Here is a 20443-nt window from a genome sequence, read left to right on the forward strand (position 1 = left end):
GTCCTACCCCCGCATGATGAAGGGGTCCGCGACCGGCCCCTCGTCGGTGTTGATCCAGATGCTCTTGAGCCGGGTGTACTCGTGCATGGACTCCAGCCCGTGCTCGATCCCGACTCCGGAGGACTTGAAGCCCTGCCGGGGAGACATGGGGGACATGGCCCGGTAGGTGTTGATCCACACGGTTCCGGCATCCAGGTTCTGTGACATGCGCATGGCCCGGGACAGGTTCTGGGTCCACACGCCTGCGGCCAGCCCGTACTGGGTGTCGTTGGCCAGGTGCAGGACCTCTTCCTCGGTGTCGAAGGGCATGATGGCGGCCACCGGACCGAAGATCTCCTCCTTGTTGATGCGCATGTCATTGGTGGTCTCGGTCAGCAGCGCCGGCTGCAGGAAGTATCCGGGCAGGTCGATGTCCGGGCGCTGCCCGCCGTAATGCAGGTGCGCACCTTCCTTCGTGCCGATGTCGATGTAGGAACGAACCTTCTCCAGTTGGTCCTTGAAGGCCAGCGGGCCCAGCTCGGTCTCGTCCTGCAGGGGGTCACCGATCTTGATGCTCGCGGCCCGTGCGGTGACGCGCTCGAGCAACTCGTCGTAGACGCTGCGGTGGGCGAACACCCGTGCTCCGGCGATACAGGTCTGTCCGGCGGCCGCGAACACCCCGGCCACCACGCCCATGGCGGCGTTGGCCACGTTGGCGTCCTCGAACACGATGTTCGGGCTCTTGCCACCCAGTTCCAGGGTGGAACCGATGAAGCGGGAGGCGGTCTTGGCCGCGATGGCCGCTCCGGTGCCGGTGGATCCGGTGAAGGAGATCTTCGCCAGGCCCGGATGGTCCACCAGGGCCGCACCGGCCTCGGCGCCGAGGCCGGTGACGACGTTGACCACCCCGTCGGGGTACCCGGCCTCGTGGGCCAGTTCGGCCAGGCGCAGGATGGTGCGGGAGGTGTACTCGCTGGGCTTGATCACCAGGGTGTTGCCGGCGGCCAGGGCGGGGGAGAGCTTGGAGACCGTCAGCGTCAGGGGGGAATTCCACGGGGTGATCGCCCCGACCACCCCGAGGGGTTCACGCTGGGTGAAGTTGATCATGGCAGGGGACGTGGTGGGGATCTGTGATCCCTGCACCTTGTCGGCCAGCCCGGCGTAGTAATACAGGTACTCCGGCAGGGATCGCAGCTGACCGCGCATCTCGCGCAGCAGCTTGCCGTTGTCCAGGCTCTCGTAGCGGGCCAGTTCCTCAGCGTGCTCACCGATCAGATCGCCCAGCCGACGCAGCAGGTGGCCGCGCTGGGTGGGGGTGGTGCGGCGCCAGGACGTCGACTCGAAGGCCGTGCGGGCGGCGTCCACGGCAGCCGCGACGTCCTGGGCGTCACCGCGGGCGGCCTCATACAGCACCTCGAGGGTGGCAGGGTTGGTGCTCTCGAAGTACTCACCGCTTGCCGGCTCGCGGTGTTGCCCGCCGATGAAGTGAGTCAGCCGTTCAGCCATGATGGGCTCCTTCTGGGTGCTGTTCGCTGCTTGCGAGATGGTGCTGGAGGTGCTCGACGAGCACCTCGGGGCGTTCGGCCGGCAGCATGTGCCGGACCCCGGGGACGACGACGGCCCGGCCATGCGGGACCGCCGTCGCCAACCGGTGGGTCATCTCCGGGGTGGAGCCGGGGTCCAGTTCCCCGGTGACGGCCAGGGTGGGTGCGTGGATGCGATGCAGGTCAGGGGCGATCTGCTGGTCGCCGGTGGCGAAGACCGCATAGGCGTGCAGGTAGGACTGACGGTCGTTGGCCAACAGGGTGGCCCGGGTTGCCTGCCGTTGGGCGTCACTGACGGCCGCCTCCGGCGGATACCACCGGTCCAGGGCCCGGTCGACTCCGGTGGCAAAGTCCTCTCCAGCAGTCTCCAGGCGCCGACGGACCGCGGCGGACTCCTCGTCGGTGCGTCGGCAGACCGTGCTGATGCAGGTCAGGGTGACCACTCGGTCCGGGTGGTCCACGGCGATGCGCTGCGCGACCAGGGCACCCAGGGAGAACCCGACCAGATGCACCCGCGTCTCAGAGATCCGCTCCACTACGTTCTGCGCCATCTCCGCCAGGTCGGTGGGGCGCCGCAGGGGTGGCTGGCCACCGTGCCCTGGCAGGTCCAGTGCCTCGACCTGCAGGCCGGCGGCGTCCAAGAGGTCCACCACGGGGCCCCACATGGTGCGGTCCAGGCCGACCCCGTGCAGCAGCACCACGGGCACTGACTCAGTGGCCTCGGTCATCAGTCTGATCCCAGGGGCGCCAGGCGCTGGTGTGGCCGGCCCTGGGCCGCGCCGGCCAGGGCGATGAGGATCTCACCCGGATGCGGGGCGTCAGCGACGCGGACCTCCACGCTCTGGTGGTGGGAGCGGATGGTGGCGTCGGTGAAGTGCTTGAGCGGGATGTCGAAGACCGTGCCGGCCGCTGCACGCTTCTCCACGGCCGGCAGCAGCGTGGTGGCGTTGGCGGCGTTGCGGAAGTGGTCACCGAATTTCAGGGTGTGAATCAACGCCGAGCCGTGTTCGATCTCCCCCTCGAGGCCGACGATCGCGGCCTTGCCGTAGGCCTCCAGGGGGGCGTCCAGGGCTTCCATCACCCGAGGGGCCAGCAGCGCGCCCAGGTCGGAGGCGACCGCGTCGATCCCGGCGCTCAGGTTCTCCACGAAGCCCTGACCTGCCCACGGGTTGTCGATCACAGCAGCCACGATGACGACGCGTGCCGCCGGTTCGACGGCACGGCCGCCCTCCGAGAGGGTTTCCTCAACAAGGGTGGTGATCTTACGGACGTTCATGGGGTGATTCCTTTCAGGATGTCGGAGGTGATGACCTCATCGGTGGTGCGGTCCCCGATGCGGGCGTGGGGCCGGGGCCCGGAGGAGGCCACGGCGATCACGCAGATCTCGTCGGCATGCGGGGCGTCGGGCAGATGGACCTCCATCGCCTGGTAGTGGGCCCGGGACGCGGCGTGGGTCTTGTGCCACATCGGCACGCGCACCTGGCTGCCGGCGGTGGCGCGGCCGTCGGTGAAACAGATGATCGAGCTGCCCTGCAGGAACTCCCTGACCAGGTTCCCGAAGTAGGGCGTGTGGATGAGCGCGCCGCCGTGCTCGACTTCCCCGTGCAGACCGACGATCGCGGCCTTGCCGAAGGTCTGCACCTGGTCCGCTCCGCCGAGGGCCTTCAGGAGCCGGTCGCTGAGCAGTTTGGCCAGGACGGGTGCGACCCGGCGGGTATGCGACTCCAGGTCCTCGGTCGTGTCCGTGTCCAGCCAGGGATTGCGGACCACGGCCATGGCGCTGGCCTGCCTCAGCGGATGAGAGGGGGCGGACCCGCCCTCGGTCAGGATCTCGTCGCACACCGTGTGCAGGGCACGCACCCCCAGGGCCGTGGCGAGGCGTTCTAATGACTCGGTGGGGGCGGTCGGGGTGGCGGTGGCCGCCTTGGACTCAATGGTCATCGTGGTTCCTTGCTGCGAAGGTGGACGGGGTCACCCGGTGACGCCGGCTGCGCCGGTGTCCGTGTGTGCTTGTTCAGGGTCTGCGGGGGCGCTCTCCCAGGGGGCGTTGCCCTCGGGGATGCTCAGGGCGGCGTAACTGGAGGCGTGCACGTGCACGCGCATGGCCGATTCGGCCCCGATCGCGTCCTTGTGGCGGATGGCCTCCAGCACCGAGTGGTGTTCCCGGGTCGAGGCGGCCAGCCGGCCGGGGCGTTGGACGGTCGTGACCACGATGCGCTGATAGGCGAGTTGGTTCATCAGCCGCTCGTAGTGCTCCAACAGCTTGGCGTTGTCCGCCCCCCGGACGATCGTCCAGTGGAAGTCATGGACCAGCGAGGCATAGGCGGCTGCGTCGTCGTAGAGCACCGCCTCATCCGAACGCTTCAAATTCTCCGCGAGGCGATCCAGCTCCGGCACCGGCCCGCGGCGGGCCAGCAGTCCTGCGGCAAGACCCTCCAGGGACTCCTTGAGCTGGAACAGCTCCACGACCTCCCGGCGTGTGGGCACCCGAACAAAGGTCCCCACCCGGGGCCTGATCTCGACCAGTCCCTCGTTCTGCAACTGCTTGAGCACCTCGCGGATCGGCGTCCGGCTGACTCCGAATTCCTCGGCAAGCACGGCCTCGGGCATGAGCTCTCCCGGAGCGTACTGGCCGCTCAGGACCTTGGAACGCATCCGATGAAGCAACGAGGAACGGTCCTCCACCGCAGGTGCGGGGCTCTCGATCGTAGAGGTGGTCTGTGGCATGCCAGAAGATTCTCATGCATACAAGACGATGTCAATGGATCGCCCGGATCGAGCGATATAGCGCTGATTTCTGCGGTATTGACGGCTGTATGTGATGCACATTACTCTCTGTGGCATGCAAGAGGATCTGAAGAACGTCGTGATGGATACCTGGTGCGCCGCGTGGGATCACGGTCAGCTCGATGCCCTGGACGCGGTGCTGGCCGAGGACTATGTGCGCTACAGCGCCGCCAATGAACAGCCGTTGTCGCGTCAGCAGTACAAGGACCAGATCCGCGAGGTCCGGGCTGCCTTCCCCGATCTGACGACCACGGTCGACGCCCTCCTGCTCGACGGGGACCAGGCGGCCATGTTCTGGCACTCCGTCGGCACCTTCTCCGCCCCGCTTCACGACGTTCCCCCGACCGGCACCGTGGTGACAACCCGCGGTTCCAATGTCCTGACCTTCCGCGATGGGAAGATCGTCCGCGAGGAGGTCACCTGGGACGCCAGTGAACTGCTGGCCGACGTCGGGCTGCCGTCGCTGAAGTCCGCCTTCGAACCCGAAGACGTGGCCGCCGTCGTCGACAGCCCCGCCAACCCGGGGACCCCGCCGAGGGAAATGCTCAAGGCCTTCAACAAGCAGTTCATCACCGGAGTGACGGTGGTGGCCACCAAGGACGAGACCGGGGCCCCACGGGGGCTCGCGCTGAACTCGTACGTGTCCGTGTCCCTGGACCCGCCCCTGGTGCTGGTCTGTGTGCAGAAGACCTCGTCCACGTACCCGGCGTTGTTCCGGGCGTCGCATGTGGGGATCAGCATCATGTCCAGCACCCAGGGGGATGCGCTGTCGGTGTTCTCCTCGAAGGACAAGGACAAGTTCAGCCAGGTCGCCTGGCACGAGGGCCCGCAGGGCAGCCCGCTGATCGATGACTCCGCCGCCAGCCTGGAGATCGAGATCAAGGAACGCTTCCAGGCCCTGACCCACACCGTCTTCATCGGCCGGGTCCAGTACGCGGAGTCCACCGAAGACGCTCCCATCCTCTACAAGGCCGGCAAGTTCTACGACGGCCGAGGCCTGCAGCAGCTCTAGGCCACCCCACCCCGACCGTGGGTTCACCTGAGCCGGCGGCCCCCTTCCTTATTGGAGGACCCATGTACACCAACGACGACCGCCCGGACCGTACGCGCCGCAGTCGGGCAGAGCAGACGCTCTCCACGCCTGCGCGGGAGCAGGTATCCCGATCCGAGCCCGAGGGGCCTGAACTCCCCGGGCACGGCCTGGAGAAAACACCGATCACCGAGGCCATGCTGCGCGCGGAACTGCTCCGGAACCGGCCCGGGGCCGTGTTCTGGACCTCGATCGCCCTGATCGCCGCATTCATGCTGTGGGCGGCGCTGTCCCCCGAGAGCCTCGGCGGGGCCATGACCACGGCCATGAACGCGGTCGCCGCCAGCGTCGGCTGGTCCTACCTCCTGGTCACCCTTGGCTGCATCCTGATGCTGCTCTACTTCGCGTTCAGCCGCTTCGGCCGGATCCGCCTGGGCGGGGACCACGACCGCCCGGAGTTCAGCACGGTCGCCTGGCTGGCCATGATCCTCTCCGCCGTGATGGGCATCGGCCTGATCAGCTACGGAGTGGCCGAACCCATCTCGCACTTCGCCGCCCCACCCCACGGGCTGGCTGAACCCGGCACCATCGACGCCGCGGTGCGGGCCCTGCAGTTCTCCTACTTCGACTGGGGACCGCACGCCTGGGCGGTCTTCGGGGTCTTCGGTCTGGCCATCGCCTATTCCACCCACCGCCGCGGCAACACCGGCCTGGTCTCCCCCATGCTCCGACCCATCTTCGGTGACCGAATGGACGGCTGGCTCGGTCACGTGGTCGACGTCTTCGCCATCCTCGCCACCCTCTTCGGCACCACCACGTCCCTGGGCCTGGGCGCCTCGCAGATCAGCGAGGGCATGAACCGGGTCTTCGGGATCCCCACCGGAGTCCTGCCGCAGGTGCTCATCATCGCGGTCATCACCGTGCTCTTCACCCTCTCGGCCCTGTCCGGGGTGCACCGGGGCATCAAGTACCTCAGCCAGATCACCATGACCCTGACCACGCTCCTGGGCCTCTACGTGCTGTTCGCCGGTCCCACGAACTTCATCAGCAATCTGTTCTTCCGCTCCGTGGGCCAGTACCTCAGCGACTTCTTCCAGGTCAGCCTCATCACCCCCACCACCCCGGAGGATGTCCAGTGGTTCCAGTGGTGGACCTATTTCATGATGGCCTGGTGGCTGAGCTGGGGCGCCTTCGTCGGGGTCTTCCTGGCCAAGATCTCCCGCGGCCGGACCATCCGCGAGTTCGTCTTCGGGGTGATGGCCGTGCCCAGCCTGGTGTTCTTCATCTGGTTCACCATCTTCGGCGGCACCGCCATCCACGTCGACCTCTACGGCGGCGGACAGATCGGGGCGGCCGCCCTGGAGGACGTGAACTCCGCGTTCTTCGACATGCTCGGCCACTTGCCACTGGTGCAGATCACCTCGGTCATCGCGATCGTGCTGGTGGTGCTGTTCTTCGTCTCCGGAGCGGACGCCAACACTTTCGTGCTCAGCATGCTGTCCTCGCGCGGCACGCTCAATCCCACCCGCCCCGTGCTGACGGTCTGGGGCGTACTGACCGGCGTGTCCGCCATCCTCCTGCTGCTGGTCGGTGGACTGGCCGCCCTGCAGCAAGCCGCCATGCTCTCGGCGCTACCCTTCACGATCATCGTCGCCCTGCTGGCCGTGAGCCTGGTCCGCGAACTGCGCGCCGACCCCCAGTTCGACACCACCCTGCCCGTCAGACGAGAGGACCTGACCACCGCCGCCATCAGGACTCGGCCCAGTGAGGAGGCCAACCCCAGCCCCGAGCCCGACGCGACAGTGCCGAACTGATTCCACGGTCCTGCCCGCATAGGCCGAACCCAGCCCCGGCCCCCTGCCCCTCACCCCGAGGGAGGAGGGGGTCGGGGCTTTGGGACATCCAACCGTCAGCCGGCCCATGCTCCACCCGTGCGATACGTATCAGCGCCTCGATCGCGCGGAAAGGGCGAGGCCTATTTCGCGGCAGCGGCGGTAAAATAGGCCCTTATTCGCCTATGCGGCAGGCAAAGGAAGGCAGTGTGCGCATCAGCGATGTGGAACGGCGGTGCCTTCAGGTGGAAGGCACCGAATTCATGATCGAAACCCGGGGTTCGGGGTCCGATTGCTTCGTATTGGTGCCCGGAATCGGGATGTCCCCACGGTATTTTGTTCCCCTGGCCCGGGAACTAGCGGCCACGGCAACGGTGCACGCCATGCACCTGCCCGGCTTCGGTGCTGCACGGCGCCCGGTGCAGGCGTTGCCGATCCGGGAAACCGGCCGGTTGGCCGCGCAGGCGCTGCGGCAGCTACACGGGGGCCGGTTCATCGTCGTCGGACATTCCATGGGGTGTCTGACCGGGGTCGAAATGGCCCTGGCGGATCCGGCCGCGGTCCGGTCGCTGGTGCTGCTCGGGCCCTCTATCAACAGCCGGGAGCGGACCCTCCGCATGCAGCGACGGCGCCTGATCCAGGACACCCTCTGGGAGCCGCCCCAGGTGGCCTGGACGGCGGCCGGTGACTATCTCCGCTGCGGGCGCCGCTGGTACTACGCCAATGCGGCGTACATGATCGACTACCGGTTGGAGGAGCGGCTACCGCTGGTCCATGCCCCGATCGTCCTGGTGCGGGGCGAGCACGACCCCATCGCCCCGCGGTCGTGGCTGGCCGAGCTGGCGGCTGCCGGCACGGCGGCGGTCATGACGGAGATACCCGGCGAGGCCCATGCCGTGATGTACCGCAGCCCGGTAGCCGTGGCCCGGCATTGCCTTGACCTGGCAGCCAGATCGTGAAGCGCATCGCAAAGGCCGCTGCCCGGCTACCGGTTCGCGGTTGGTGGTGGCTGCTGGACTACTGCCATGCGGGCCTCAGGCAGGTGGATGGCGTGCTGTTCCGCACCGACCCGGCACCCTACCAGCAGGCACCGCGCGCAGACCGGCCGGTGCTTCTGATCCCCGGAGTCTACGAGAATTGGCAGTTCATGCACCGGATAGCCCGGACGCTGCATGCGGCCGGGCACCCGGTCCACGTGGTCCGCACCTTGGGCTACAACCGCGGCGAGCTGGGTCGGATGGCCGCGCTGGTCGCCGGTTACCTTCGGGAGGCCGACCTGCGCGACGTGACGATCGTGGCGCACAGCAAAGGCGGTCTGGTCGGCAAGCACGTGATGCTCTCGTCCACGTCGGCCGGGCGGATCCGGCACATGGTCGCCGTGAACAGCCCGTTTTCCGGATCCGTGTACGCCGGACTGTTCCTGGACCCGAGCATCCGGGCATTCTCGCCGCGCAACCGCGGCCTGCGTGCGCTGTCCGAAGACCGGTCCATCAACCACCGCATCACCTCGGTGTTCAGCACGTTCGACCCGCATATCCCCGTCGGGAGTCATTTGCCCGGTGCCAGGAACATCAAGCTGGATTCGGAAGGGCACTTCCGCACCCTCAACGATCCCTCGCTGCCGGAGATCCTGCTGCAGGCATTGGCTGAACCGGAGGATTCCAGTCCCTAGGGCCGAATCACGGGCAGCAGGGTCGAGGTCGCACGAGAATGCCGCACTGGACGACGGGGGCCTCGCCGCGCGTTCCGACCCTGAGCGCGGTGTGAATATTCGTGCCGGTGGGGTCCATCGGCTGCGCGCGGCGGTTGGCCGGAGGCTCCAGCGATACGGTGTCTGGCGCCGATGATGGCGAAGGTGGGGGTCAGCCTGCTGGGCCTGCTGCGGTGGTGCGGGCCAGGGCGGAGAATCTGGCGTCAACCAGGACTGTGTATCGCCCGGAGGGGCCTCGAGCCACATCTCATCTGCCGGGGGTGAGGCGCGCGGGCCCACCGCACAGCATGCTTCAGTCACCAGACTCCTGGCCCTCCCGTGGTGCCCCAGGAGCGGATCGGCCCAGGACGGGCCTGGAGGAGGCCACCATGCACTTCAAGAGCTCATCGGCCACAGGCGTTGTGGCTATCGGCGCTACCACGTTGTTGTTGGCCGTGGCGGCATGTACCGGCGGGGGCCCACAGGAAAGTACACCTGCACCGGCAAGTTCGACCGCCCAGGAGAGCACGCCCGCGCCGGAAAGCCCAGACCCGTCAGAGGGGGTTTCGCAGGCCTGCGCGTCCGCGGACCGTTTCGCTGATGCCCTCGTCGAGTTCCGGGCCACCCTGAAGCCCGAGTCCAGTCTCGAGCAGATCCGTATGGCGCGGGAGAAGGTGACCGCGTCCTTCGACGCCCTGGTGAGGGACGCGCGGGATCTTGCCCAGGACCGCGTGGCAGAGCTCGAGGCCAGCGTCAGTGAGCTCCGTGCCGCGGTCGCCGCGGTCCCGGATGACAGCGCCGTGCCCGAGGCCATCGTGTCCCTCCGGGACGAGGCAGACGACGTGCGTGCAGCGCTGCAGAACCTTCGGCGCGATATCACCTGCTAGCCGCACCCGGCCAGAATCCGCGCTGGGAGTGGCCGGGGCCGGTCGACCGCTGCGGATCGGTGTCATCGCCCTGGGCGCGTTCATCGTCTTCGTGATGGACCGGCCAGGCCCTGCAACCACCGTCTCCGTTCTGCTGCACGAACGACCAGGGAAAGGATCCTGCCTCGGTGCGGTGTGACAGGACTGACGCGTCGGGTACCCCACGCGGCTCCCGATGAGGTCCCGTCTGCCGACCGCGGACGCCCGGCTGTTTACTCGTCGCCTGCGGTCTCGGCCTGCGCCTCAAGACCGGTGGCGAAACCGAGCGCCTCGAAGAGGTGGGTGGCTGCCGCGACGACCCGCGGGGTGCCGATGATCGGGGCCACGGCGACGAGGATCCCCTGGACATCCTCCAGGGTGATACCGGCGTCTAGGGCTTCACCGGCATTGAGCAGATACGAGGCGGGCGGGGCGTCGACGGCCGCGAGTACCGCGATCCGCGCCAGCATCAACTCACGGGGATCAAGAGTGCAGTGGTCGATGGACGCGGCGGTGATCTCGGCGAGGGCGTCGATGACGGGGTTCTCGTCGTTGGCCATGGTCAAGTCTCCCTTCAGGGGTATTGGCGAATCTCCCGGCCGTGCACGGCCAGGGCGTAGATGATGAGGACGTCCAGGGCGATCAGGATGCAGCTCCACACCGGATAGGCGGCGATGAACGCGAAGCTGGCCAGCGCGCTGACCACGGCCAGCAGGATGCCGACGAGCCGCGCCCAGAACTGTCCCGCGAGGACTCCGATGCCGGCGACGAGGACCACGGTCCCGGCGATCAGGTGGACCCATCCCCAGGTGGTGTAGTCCAGGTGAATCGAGAGCCCCTGGGGGCCCACGAGGTAGTACTCGGAGTTGAACAGGGCGATGAGTCCCTGGATCGCATGGAAGGCCCCGAGCAGGATCATCAGGACCGCGGCGAAGACCAGCCACCCCACCCATCCTGAGCTCTCCGGAGGGTGCCTGGTCAGGGTGGTGCCCGCGGCGTCCGATGTCGGCGTGGTGGTGTTCATCTCGGCCTCCTGCCCGCTGTAATGGTCCCGTCCACTATGGGCGCGCAGCCGGCGCGGTACCTCCTCCCCAGCGGGTGAAAACCAGGCCTCGCCCGTTCCCGGTGATCTAGAATGACGCGCATCAGAGCACAGTGCGGTTCAAACCCACCGGGTGCCGTGGCACGCGGCGGGCCCAACAGCCACAGTGACGTGGCGAGCCCAGTCGGAAAGAGCGGCTGTGGGCCAGATCGGTATCTTTTTGGGCGAGTTGTCCGCCGTTGAGGACGCGCGGGCAAGGCCGCTGTGTGACTGGGTGGATTTCCTCGACCGGGGGCACGTGCAGGTGAGCACACCCGCCGGAGTCTGCACGTTCCGGCTTCCCGCCGCTCGACAGGTCATCGCCGACGCCTTGCACGCAGGTTGCCCGGATGATATCTCATCCCCGGATCCCTGGTCCGCGGACGTCCAAGAACGCCTCAGGCACCACCGATGGGTCCAGTTGTTGCGAGATCTGGGCCAGTACTGCGGCGATCTTGCCAGCCTGACGCGTAACCATCCACCGGCCAAGACACCGTGGCGCTATCAAAGGATCGAACGGTCCGGAGCAACGGCACTGATCACCGTCACCAACGGTCGTGAGCACCACATCCACGCGGTCGATCTGGAGTCACTCACCCCGCCGTCGGCGGTGCCCGTCGAGATCGCCTGGGCCGTCCTCGCCCAGTCAGTCCCACGGACCCTGTCCGATGCCACCTCATCATCGCCATGGGGCCAATTGCTGCACCGGAGGCGGACCCACTCCAGGCTCATCTAACGCTGGCACTAGGCGATCCCCGTTGCTGTTATCGCGGTGTGTTCAGGGTCAAGATGTGGGTGTGTTGAACACTTCGGAGACGGGGTGGCGACAGGGCCTCCAGGAGGCCAGACGACAGCAGCCTCGGAGGTGCGCGGTGGGTGATGATTCCGGTGCTGCGGGCGCCGGTCTTCCGCTGCTGCTGGTCGGGACGGTCATGGTCTATGCGCTCATCTGCCGGTGGCTCGAGCGCGTCGGCATCACCGCGGCCATGGTCTTCGTCGCGGTCGGGGTGCTGGTGGGCAGCGCCGGGTTCGGCCTGGTGGCGGTGGACCCGCAGGCACACTGGTTCCTCGTCGTCGCCGAGGTCACCCTCTCCCTGCTGTTGTTCTGTGACGCGGCGCGCCTGAGCCCGCGGAAGGTCGGTGGGGATCTGGGGCCCGTGTTGCGTTTGCTGGGCATCGGCCTGCCGCTGACCATCATCACGGGAACGGTGCTGGTCATCACGGTCTTCCCTGAGCGGGGCTGGGTGGCCGCCGCCCTGGTCGCGGCGATCCTGGCCCCCACGGACGCCGCGCTCGGAGCCGCCGTTGTGAGCGATGAACGCGTGCCGGTCCGGGTGCGGCGGATCCTCGGCATGGAGAGTGGGCTCAACGACGGGCTGGCCACGCCGGTCGTCTCCGTACTGATCGCGGTCGCCGCCTCCCAGGCCGGCATCGCCGGTGGGGAGAGCTGGCAGGTACGGGCGGTCTACTCCCTGGGGGTGGGTGTCGCCGTCGGGGCTGGTGTGGGGTTCGGTGGTGGGCTGGTGCTGCGGTGGTGCCGCCGCCGGGAGTGGACCTCACCGCTGTCCGTGCAGGTGGCCGTGCTCACCTTGGCGTCGGTCTGTTACGTCGGGGCCACCTCGATCGAGGCCAACGGGTTCGTGGCCGCCTTCCTCGGCGGGCTCGCGTTCACCACGGCCACCGGCATGCGGGCTGCCGAAGAGGAACTGGCCTTCACCGAGACGCTCGGAGTCCTGGCCTCCCAGGTGGTGTGGCTCCTGTTCGGTGCCGCCATGGTCGGCCCGGCGCTGGCGCGCATGACGACGGAGACCGTCCTGGTGGCGCTGGGCGCGCTGACGGTGGTTCGCATGGTGCCGGTGGCCGTGGCCATGGTGGGTTCGCGCTGGTCGCCGGCCACGATCGTCTTCGTCGGCTGGTTCGGTCCCCGTGGACTCGCCACGGTCATCTTCGCGCTGGTCGCCCTGCAGTCCCTCGGGACGACCGGCCTGGCGGACCATGTGCTGGACGTCGCGGCGGTCACGGTGCTGGTCTCGATCGTGGCGCACGGCCTCAGCGCCGGTCCACTGGCGATCCGCTACGGGACCTGGGCCGCCGGGTTGTCGGCGAATGCACCGGAACACGTGCAGGTCGCGCCCGCGTCCCGACGGCGCCTGGGTCTCCACCGCTAGACGGGCGGAAGGACTGACACGATGAGCGGACGGTTCATCAGCCTGCGCGCCCACCGACGACCAACCGTCCATCCCGCAGAGGGACACCGCACTGGCCGACCCGGTCCGGGCGGCCACCATCCGTTCTCGATCGAACGTGATGACCGTGAGCCCGTGAGGAGCGAACCGGCCACCTCCAGGCGCACGGCGCGGACCCTGACGAACCCCATCCGGCGTGCTTCAGGGGCCGGTGGTAACCGAGGCACCGTCGGCACCGGGACCGTGGCGCAGGCGGTGGGACGTGCGGTAAGACTGGCCCATGGCGAGGGCACCAGGACAACGCCCCGGCCGGGTCCCCATCATCGGCCAACTCCGCACCTATGACCGCGCGTGGCTGCGCGGCGATCTGATCGCCGGAGTGACCGTCGCCGCCCTGATCGTCCCCAAGAACCTGGGCTACGCGGGCATCGCCGGGATCCCGCTGCAGAACGGGCTGTACGCGGCCGCCGCCGGAGCGCTGGTCTACGGGATCTTCGGCAGCTGCCGGCAGATCTCGATGGGTCCCAGTTCAGGTCTGGCGGCGGTGGCCGCCAGCGCCGTGCTCGCGGCCGGCATCACCGGTGAGGTCGATACCGCCTCGTTCGTCGCCGGTATCACGCTGGCATCCGGACTGGTGTTCCTGGTCCTGGCCGTGCTGCGCATCGGCTGGATCGCGCAGTTCCTGTCCAAGGCGGTGGTCACGGGTTTCCTCTGCGGCGCGGCGATCGACGTCGTGATCGGAGAACTCCCCAAGCTCACCGGGACGGACGTCACCGGGTCCAACCCGCTCCAGGAACTGCGGTCCTGGGTGGGCACGCTGGGCGAGGCACACCCGACGACGGTGGTCGTGGGCGGACTCGCCCTCGCCGTCGTCTTCGGACTCAAGGCCGTCGTGCCCCGGGTTCCCGGTGCCCTGGTGCTCGTGGTGGGCGGACTGCTCGCGGCGGCGGTGCTCGACCTCGGCGCACGGGGAGTGGCGTTGGTCGGCGACGTTCCCCGGGGACTGCCCTCGCTGCAGGCCCCGGACGTCCGATTGATGGGGGACCACGCGGGCACCACGGCAATCGCGGCCGTGGCACTGGTCCTGATCGGTTTCTCCCAGACGGCCGGTGACGCGCGGACCTTTGCCGCCAGGCATCATTACCAGATCAACATCAACCAGGAGTCCTTGGCGCAGTCGTTGGCCAACATGGCCGCAGGCCTGTTCCGGGGCATGCCGGTCTCGACCAGCCTGTCAGCGAGTTCCCTGAACGACCACTCCGGGGCGAAGACCGGCCTGGCCTCCCTCACCTCGGGGGCCACGGTCCTGCTCACGCTGTTGATCCTGGCACCGCTGTTCTCGATCCTGCCCAAGCCCGTGCTGGCGGCGCTGATCATCGAGGCCGTCGTGATGGGCATGATGGACGTGCCGGAGATGCGGCGGCTGGCCCGCGTGCAGAAGGTCGACTTCTGGATCGCTGTGGCGGCGATCTTCGCCACCGTGCTCGTCGGCGTGCTGGCGGGCGTGCTCATCGGCATCGGGCTCTCACTGATCTGGCTCATCGCGGTGGCCACGCACCCGGCGATGCCGGTCCTGGGGCGTGAACCGGGCACACGGGTCTTCCGGGAGGCCGATGAGCACCCCGGCGACGAGGTGCTCGCCGACGTGGCCGTGCTCCGGTTGGACGGGGGTCTGTTCTTCGCCACGGCCGACGCCCTCGAGGACCGGCTGCGCGAGATCATCCATGAGAGCCCTGGCCTGACCGGGATCGTGCTCGACTGCGGGGGGATCAATTTCGTCGACTCCCAGGGCTCGGCCAAGATGGCGGACATCGTGGCCCTCACTCATGACGCGGGCGTCATCCTGCGGCTGACCCGGCTCAGGCCGGCAGCCCGGGGGGTCCTGGACCGCGACGGCGTGATCGAGGCCATCGGGGCGGACAGGATCCACGGCAACATCCACCGGGCCGTCGAGGCGCAGCGGGCGGCCGCACGACGGGACCGCGACGGCGGCACCGGCTAGGTGGCGTCATCACGGCTCCCGGCCTTGCGGTTCCTCATGCGGAGACGGCCCCAGTTCTAGGAACCGGGCCGATCGCTGCCGGTCAGGAGTCGGCGGCAGGGAACTCGGGAGGTGTGCGTGTGCCCGCCGAGTTCACGATGGTCGCTGGGCCAGCCGCGCAGCCAGGAGACCGCCGGTGCAGAACATGACGGTCAGGACCAGCACCAGCAGCAGGGGAGCGGTCCAGCCACCAGAGGTCGCGTTCAGCCAGCCGGCCAGGGGCGGGGTGATCGTGGCGACCAGGTAACCACCGGTCTGCACCCACGCCGAACCGGAGGCGGCCTCTGCGTCGGTGACGGCCACCCGGGCGATGATGGAGAAGATGGCGGTGAACCCACCGCCCTGGGCGATGCCGCCGATGATGGACCACAGCACGTAGGCCTCCGGGGCCAGGAGCAGGCCCAGGGGCAGGATGATCCAGAGCACTCCCATCACGGCCACCGGGACCCAGAGCCCACGGGCCCGGAGCGTGAGCACCGGCACCCCGAAGGCCCCCACGATCGCCGCCACCTGGAACAGCGACGCCGTGGCCCCCGAGGCTCCCGCGGCCAACCCCATGGCATCACTCAGCAGGGTCGGCAGCCAGGTGGTGGTGGCGTAGTAGGCCCCGGACTGCCCGCAGAAGGCCACGGTGAGCAGGACGATGATCAGCCGGAAGCGGGGCCGGCCGGCGACCGGGCCCGGAACCGCCCCCGGGGCCGAGGCGGGACCGGTGGCGGAGGCGCCTGCCGGCGTCGGGATGTCCCGGACGCCGTCCGCGGAGGTGGCCGGGGAAGCGTCGGTGGGGCCAGGCTCCGGGGCAGCGGTGGCCCGGGTGCGCAGGCGCCGGGACCACCACAGCCAGTAGACCAGCCCGATGGCGGTGAGGAACGCCCAGGCCGCAATCGCCCAGCGCCAGCCCACGGCCTCGGCCAGGGGCGCGGTGACCAACAAGGTGAGCATGGAACCGACGTTCATGGCCGCCGAGTACGCGCCGGTGGCCAGGGACACCTGGCGCCAGGGCACGTCCCGCCGGATGATCACCGGCACGGCGATGTTGCCCAGGGTGATCGCGACGCCGATGACCGCCGTCCCGGCCAGCACCACCCAGGCCGGACCCGTGGAGCGGATGACGGTGCCCGCGAGCACACCGGACAGGCAGAGCAGGACGACCACCTCGGGGCCGAAGCGGCGGATCCATCGGGTGGCCAGCGGGGTGGCCAGGGCGAAGATCAGGACCGGCAGGCCGGTCAGCAGGCCGGCGCCGACGGCGTTGAGTGAGGTGTCGGCCTGGATCGGACCCAGCACCGCAGTCGGCGCGATGATGGGGGCGCGCAGGTTCAGGGCGAGGACGACGATGCCCGCGATGACCCAGGGCAGGGCGGGGCGCAGTGCTGGCGAGCGGTTCGTGGCGGTCTCCTTCGGGGCTGTGGGCACCGGGCGCTGGACTGGCCCCAACCGGACCATCACACCGCGCGTGCCCTTGTCAGTGTGCCAGTCCGCGGGCGCCTGTCCCGCTGGGAGCGTGGCGAGCCTGGCCATGGTGGCCGGCCGGATCTGCGGGGCAAGGAGATCCCGGCGCGCCGCGGGGATCTACGGCTGGGCTTGAAGTGTTCGATTCTGGGCCCCGCTGGGCCGGGTCTTGAGTATCTCCAGGAAGTGGGCGCGCATCCGGGACCGGTCGGGTTCGATGCCGGTGATGAGCCGGAAGGCGTCTAAGGCCTGACCGACGGCCATGTGCCCACCGTCGAGGACGCGGCAGCCGACGGTGCGGGCGGCCACGATGAGGTCGGTGTCCACCGGCAGGTAGATCACCTCGGCCACCCACTGGGTGCCATCGAGTAACCCGGTGTCGATAGGAGCGCCGGGGTGGTGGTGCATGCCCACCGGGGTGGCGTTGACGATGCCGTCGGCGGCCCGGACCAGTCCGGGCAGGTCCGCGGTGGTGGCGGCGTCCACGGTCTGGCCGGGGAACATGGCACTCATGGCGTGGGCGAGTTCGGTGGCACGGGCGGGGGCGACGTCGATCAGGTACAGGTGCTGCACGCCCTCGCCCAACAGCGCGGCGGCCACCGCGGAGCCGGCCCCGCCGGTGCCGAGCTGGACCACCGTGTCCTTGGGGGCGTCGGACAGTTCGGTGGCCAGTCCGGCGGCAAAACCGGACTGGTCGGTGTTGTGGCCGATGAACCGCCCCTCGCGGATGAGCACGGTGTTGACCGCCTTCAGGACGGCGGCCTCGGGGGCGACCTCGTCGAGGTGGGGCAGGACGAGTTGCTTGCAGGGGTGGGTGATGTTGAAGGCGTTGAAGCCCAGGTCGCGGCCGGCGGCCAGCAACTCGCCGACGTCCTGGGCCGGGCGGCCGATGAGGTCCAGGTCGATGGGACGGTAGAGGTAGTGCAGGCCGTGGTGGCGGGCCTCAGCCTCGTGCAGGGCGGGGGAGGTGCTGGCGGTGATGCCGGACCCGATCAAACCCACCAGGTAGGACTCGGACGTGGTGCTCATGGAACTCCTCGGAGGGGGCGGTGCAGGCGGCTGTCGGTGAAACGTGGCTAAAAGGCCACGGGTCGCTCAGGGGCGGGCGGGCAGTTCCGCGGCCAGCCGGTCCGCAGCCTGGCACAGGGCGGACAGGTGTTCCTTCAAGCCGTCCAGGGTGGTGCGGAAGATCGGGGCGGCCAGGGTGACCGCGCCGATCAGCCGGTGGGCGGGGGAGAGCACGGGCACGGCGATGCCGGCCATGCCCACATCGTTCTCCTCGGACTGCCCGGCCCAGCCCTGCTGGTGGACCTGTTCGATCTGGCGGCGCAATTCCTCGCGGTCGGTGACAGAGTGCTCGGTGCGCGGGGTGAGATCAATGGTCTCGAGCAGGTGGTCCCTGGTGGCGGGGTCGGCGAACGCGAGCAGGACCTTGCCCGAGGCGATGGTGTGCAGCGGTGCCCGGTCGCCCGGGTCGGTGGTCGTGCGGAACTGGGGTCCGTCCACCTTGATGGCGGTCAGGCTGCGGTCGCCGTCCAGGACGTGCAGCACCGAGCTCTCCCCGGTGTCCTGGGTGAGCTGGCGCAGGATGGGTTCGGCCGCCCCATCGAACCCGCGCTGGTGGGCGACCTTCTGGCCCAGCTGGTACAGGCGCACCCCCAAGCGGTAACGCTTGTCCAAGGGGTCGTAGGTGACGAAGTCCGCCTCCACCAGGGTGTTCACCAAACGGTAGGCGGTGCTGAACGGGTGACCCGTGGCCTCGGCGATCTCGCCGGCGGTGGCCCCGTCCGGATAGTCCCCCAGCAGGGTCAGCAGATCCAGCACCTTGGTCGCGGTACCGGATTTCGCGGCGGCCATAGCTTCCTCCTTGACACGTGTTGTGACTCACAGCATACTCGTAAACCAGAATGCAGCAACAGTTGCCAATATATGAAATGAACTACAGGGTGTGGCTGTCTTCATCGGAGCTCACGTCCTTGCCACTCCCACCGGTCCCGAGGGCACACCCACGGGCGGACCCACCCCACCGATTCTGATCAGCAGGAGTCACCTTGATGTCCACCCATTCACCCGCGGATACCTCATCCGCGCCCGCCGTTGATTCGCTGGCGGAACAGCGTCAGCTCAAGCGTGCCCGCAAGGCCTCCCTGGCCGCCTTCCTGGGCGGGGCGCTGGAGTACTACGACTTCTTCATCTACGCCACTGCCGCGTCCCTGATCTTCAGCCAGATCTTCTTTCCGGCTGGGGACCCGACCGTGGCCCTGATCCAGTCTTTCGCGATCTTCGGGGTCGGGTACGTCTTCCGCCCGTTGGGCGCCTTCGTCTTCGGCCACCTCGGGGACAAGATCGGACGCAAGAACACCCTGGTGATGACCTTGGTGCTGATGGGGGCGGCGACGTTCCTGATCGGTGTGCTGCCGGACTTCGAGACGGCCGGGTACTGGGCGCCGATCCTGCTGGTGTCGATGCGGGTCCTGCAGGGCCTCTCTGCCGGTGGTGAGACCGCCGGGGCTGCGGCGCTGACCATGGAGGAGTCTCCGGTCGGGCGCCGGGCGTTCTTCCCCAGCTTCGCGATGAGTGGCATCTCCGCTGGCATCGTGCTGGCCTCCCTGGCCTTCCTGCCGGTGGCGGCCATGTCCGAGGAGGCACGGCTGGCGTGGGGCTGGCGCATCCCGTTCTGGCTCTCGCTCGTCGTGCTGGTCGTGGCCTACCTGGTCCGCCGGTCGCTGGAGGAGCCCGAGGTCTTCGAGCAGAAGGCCGAGCACAAGGACCTGGTGAAGCTGCCCTTCGCCGAGATGTTCCGGACTCACCCGGCCCAGTTCTTCCAGGTCACGCTGATGTCCTTCCAGGTCGTGACGAACACCTTCATGCAGGCCTTCGGTCTGGCCTACGCCACCCAGGTGGTGGGTATCCCTGCCGCGACCATGCTGTGGGTGAGCATCCTGGGCAACGCCCTGGCGATCTTCACCCAGCCCCTGTTCGCGGCGATCTCGGACCGCGTCGGGCGCAAGCCGATGTTCATCGGAGGGGTCGCAGGGTCGGCCGTGCTGATCTTCGTCTACTTCAACGTGCTCTCCACGGGGAACATCGCCATGATCTTCCTGGCCAGCACCCTGATCACCGCCGGCACCTACGCGGCGTCGAACTCCATCTACCCGGGCTGGTTCCCCGAACTGTTCAACGTCCGGGTGCGCTACTCCGGCATGGCCATCGGCCTGCAGATCGGCATCCTCTGCGCCGGTTTCACCCCCACCCTCGGCACCGCGTTGGTCGGCGGCGACCCGGCCAACTGGGGGCCCGCGGCCTGGATCGTGGCCGGCTCCTCGATCATCGCCACCATCGGCGCCCTGTGGGCCAAGGAAACCTACCGCACCCCCCTGGACCAGCTCGGCGCACCGGTCCACCACCCCGAGGCCCACGGCGCCGTCAGCCGCTGAACCACCATCCCTGTCAGGCAACCGAAGAGCACTGCCTCACCGGACGGGACGGCCCCAGAAGACACGAATCTTCTGGGGCCGCCCCATGACGTCCAGGACTACGACCGGGTCGCCAATGGACAAGCCTGAGCAGATCGCCTGCGCCGCCTATCAACACCCGCCAGGCCTGACCGCTCGTCTTCGTAGTTCACCCCCATCGCCCTGACTTCGCGCGAACGGTCTCGACAAGCACCGTTTGCCGGGACCCAGAACCGTCCTCGGGAGTCGAACGTTCTTTTGAGGAAGGTAGGGCGGCGGGGATCGCGTGGTTGGAGTCACTGCAATGGACATGGCTCGGCGCGTCAGGACGGCCTGTTCGGGCGTGCTTCGGATGCCGCCCCGTCATCGGGATGGTTCACCGGACGGGTCCTACGGGATGCCCCGAGAGGGGCACTGTTCTTTGTGCAGGTCACGTGTGGGTGTGTTCGGTGGGGTTCCTC

The 20443-nt window shown here is 68.5% G+C and carries 19 protein-coding genes; 9 read left to right on the forward strand and 10 right to left on the reverse strand.

Annotated features, from left to right (window positions below; all coding sequences use genetic code 11):
• Positions 1 to 3 precede the first annotated feature (3 nt).
• From Q0283_RS01615 to Q0283_RS01635, 5 genes are read right to left on the reverse strand one after another with little or no spacing between them, the layout of a single operon-like run.
• Positions 4 to 1485, reverse strand: coding sequence for an aldehyde dehydrogenase (locus Q0283_RS01615; RefSeq protein ID WP_298042198.1), 1482 nt, complete (start codon positions 1483 to 1485; stop codon positions 4 to 6).
• Positions 1478 to 2251, reverse strand: coding sequence for an alpha/beta fold hydrolase (locus tag Q0283_RS01620; protein WP_298042200.1), 774 nt, complete (start codon positions 2249 to 2251; stop codon positions 1478 to 1480). Before Q0283_RS01620 ends, Q0283_RS01615 begins: the two co-directional genes overlap by 8 nt.
• On the reverse strand, positions 2251 to 2799 hold the full coding sequence (locus Q0283_RS01625; RefSeq protein ID WP_298042203.1) for an amino acid synthesis family protein: 549 nt from the start codon (positions 2797 to 2799) through the stop codon (positions 2251 to 2253). Before Q0283_RS01625 ends, Q0283_RS01620 begins: the two co-directional genes overlap by 1 nt.
• Positions 2796 to 3464 (reverse strand): amino acid synthesis family protein, encoded by a 669-nt coding sequence (locus Q0283_RS01630; RefSeq protein WP_298042206.1) that lies wholly within the window; start codon positions 3462 to 3464, stop codon positions 2796 to 2798. Before Q0283_RS01630 ends, Q0283_RS01625 begins: the two co-directional genes overlap by 4 nt.
• A gap of 30 nt (positions 3465 to 3494) precedes the next feature.
• Complete coding sequence (locus Q0283_RS01635; protein WP_298042209.1) at positions 3495 to 4178, reverse strand: GntR family transcriptional regulator; 684 nt, start codon at positions 4176 to 4178, stop codon at positions 3495 to 3497.
• A 187-nt stretch (positions 4179 to 4365) separates the two neighbouring features.
• On the opposite strand from Q0283_RS01635, the gene Q0283_RS01640 reads away from it, so the two are divergent.
• The 5 genes from Q0283_RS01640 (at position 4366) to Q0283_RS01660 (ending at position 9749) form a co-directional block, all read left to right on the forward strand.
• Positions 4366 to 5322, forward strand: a complete 957-nt coding sequence (locus Q0283_RS01640; protein WP_298042212.1) for a flavin reductase — start codon at positions 4366 to 4368, stop codon at positions 5320 to 5322.
• A 215-nt stretch (positions 5323 to 5537) separates the two neighbouring features.
• Entirely contained in the window at positions 5538 to 7154 is a 1617-nt protein-coding gene (locus tag Q0283_RS01645; RefSeq protein WP_298042257.1) for a BCCT family transporter, read from the forward strand.
• A 227-nt stretch (positions 7155 to 7381) separates the two neighbouring features.
• On the forward strand, positions 7382 to 8131 hold the full coding sequence (locus tag Q0283_RS01650) for an alpha/beta fold hydrolase (RefSeq protein ID WP_298042214.1): 750 nt from the start codon (positions 7382 to 7384) through the stop codon (positions 8129 to 8131).
• Entirely contained in the window at positions 8128 to 8844 is a 717-nt protein-coding gene (locus Q0283_RS01655; protein ID WP_298042217.1) for a triacylglycerol lipase, read from the forward strand. The genes Q0283_RS01650 and Q0283_RS01655 overlap by 4 nt, the downstream gene beginning before the upstream one ends.
• A 407-nt stretch (positions 8845 to 9251) precedes the next feature.
• Positions 9252 to 9749, forward strand: coding sequence for a hypothetical protein (locus tag Q0283_RS01660; protein ID WP_183529240.1), 498 nt, complete (start codon positions 9252 to 9254; stop codon positions 9747 to 9749).
• Positions 9750 to 10000: 251 nt separating this feature from the next.
• Here Q0283_RS01660 and Q0283_RS01665 read toward each other — a convergent pair whose 3' ends face one another.
• Entirely contained in the window at positions 10001 to 10327 is a 327-nt protein-coding gene (locus tag Q0283_RS01665) for a carboxymuconolactone decarboxylase family protein (protein WP_298042222.1), read from the reverse strand.
• A gap of 14 nt (positions 10328 to 10341) precedes the next feature.
• Complete coding sequence (locus Q0283_RS01670) at positions 10342 to 10791, reverse strand: hypothetical protein (protein WP_298042224.1); 450 nt, start codon at positions 10789 to 10791, stop codon at positions 10342 to 10344.
• A 217-nt stretch (positions 10792 to 11008) separates the two neighbouring features.
• On the opposite strand from Q0283_RS01670, the gene Q0283_RS01675 reads away from it, so the two are divergent.
• The 3 genes from Q0283_RS01675 (at position 11009) to Q0283_RS01685 (ending at position 15036) form a co-directional block, all read left to right on the forward strand.
• Positions 11009 to 11584 carry a hypothetical protein gene (locus Q0283_RS01675; RefSeq protein ID WP_298042227.1) on the forward strand — a complete coding sequence of 192 codons (576 nt, stop codon included), beginning with the start codon at positions 11009 to 11011 and terminating at the stop codon, positions 11582 to 11584.
• A 136-nt stretch (positions 11585 to 11720) separates the two neighbouring features.
• A complete protein-coding gene (locus Q0283_RS01680; RefSeq protein ID WP_298042229.1) occupies positions 11721 to 13016 on the forward strand; it encodes a sodium:proton antiporter in 1296 nt (431 codons plus the stop codon).
• Between the two features lie 298 nt (positions 13017 to 13314).
• Positions 13315 to 15036 carry a SulP family inorganic anion transporter gene (locus tag Q0283_RS01685; protein WP_298042232.1) on the forward strand — a complete coding sequence of 574 codons (1722 nt, stop codon included), beginning with the start codon at positions 13315 to 13317 and terminating at the stop codon, positions 15034 to 15036.
• 132 nt (positions 15037 to 15168) lie between these two features.
• On the opposite strand, the gene Q0283_RS01690 is transcribed toward Q0283_RS01685, so the two are convergent.
• The 3 genes from Q0283_RS01690 to Q0283_RS01700 form a co-directional block, all read right to left on the reverse strand.
• Entirely contained in the window at positions 15169 to 16491 is a 1323-nt protein-coding gene (locus tag Q0283_RS01690) for a CynX/NimT family MFS transporter (protein ID WP_298042235.1), read from the reverse strand.
• Between the two features lie 156 nt (positions 16492 to 16647).
• Complete coding sequence (locus tag Q0283_RS01695) at positions 16648 to 17556, reverse strand: shikimate dehydrogenase (protein WP_298042238.1); 909 nt, start codon at positions 17554 to 17556, stop codon at positions 16648 to 16650.
• Positions 17557 to 17622: 66 nt separating this feature from the next.
• Positions 17623 to 18384, reverse strand: a complete 762-nt coding sequence (locus tag Q0283_RS01700) for an IclR family transcriptional regulator (RefSeq protein ID WP_298042240.1) — start codon at positions 18382 to 18384, stop codon at positions 17623 to 17625.
• A gap of 197 nt (positions 18385 to 18581) precedes the next feature.
• Between Q0283_RS01700 and Q0283_RS01705 the strand changes: the two genes are divergently transcribed.
• Entirely contained in the window at positions 18582 to 19964 is a 1383-nt protein-coding gene (locus Q0283_RS01705; RefSeq protein WP_298042244.1) for an MFS transporter, read from the forward strand.
• Positions 19965 to 20443 lie beyond the last annotated feature (479 nt).

It is taken from the genome of uncultured Citricoccus sp., assembly GCF_937871995.1.
Classification (GTDB): domain Bacteria; phylum Actinomycetota; class Actinomycetes; order Actinomycetales; family Micrococcaceae; genus Citricoccus.